The 410-nt window shown below is 66.8% G+C and carries 1 protein-coding gene; it reads right to left on the reverse strand.

Features of this window, described 5'->3' with window-relative positions; translation table 11 throughout:
* Positions 1-410: UDP binding domain-containing protein (locus QJT78_RS52210; protein ID WP_281460956.1), on the reverse strand; the 410-nt coding region annotated here is incomplete at both ends.

The following is a 410-nucleotide window of genomic DNA, read 5'->3' on the forward strand; positions in this document are numbered from 1 at the left end:
CCGATGCTCTCGTAGGTGAAGCCGGCGGCTTCCATCTCTTCGGGCGGGTAGATGTTGCGGAGATCGACCACGACGGGCTGGGCCATGGCCGCCTTCAGCCGGCCGAGATCGAGCGCGCGGAACTGCACCCATTCGGTGACGATGACGAGCGCATCGGCGCCTTGCGCGCAGGAATAGGCGTCCTCGCAATAGGTGATGTTCGGCAGCTCGCCCTTGGCCTGCTCCATGCAGACGGGATCGAAGGCCTTGACCGTCGCGCCCATGTCGATCAGGCCGGTGACGAGCGGGATCGACGGCGCATCGCGCATGTCGTCGGTGTCGGGCTTGAAGGTGAGGCCGAGCACGGCGATGGTCTTGCCGCGCAAGCTACCGCCGAGCGCCTGGCTGACCTTGCGCGCCATCGCGCGCTT

This window comes from Bradyrhizobium sp. Mp27, assembly GCF_029953005.1.
In the GTDB taxonomy this organism is placed as follows: Bacteria; Pseudomonadota; Alphaproteobacteria; order Rhizobiales; family Xanthobacteraceae; genus Bradyrhizobium; species Bradyrhizobium barranii.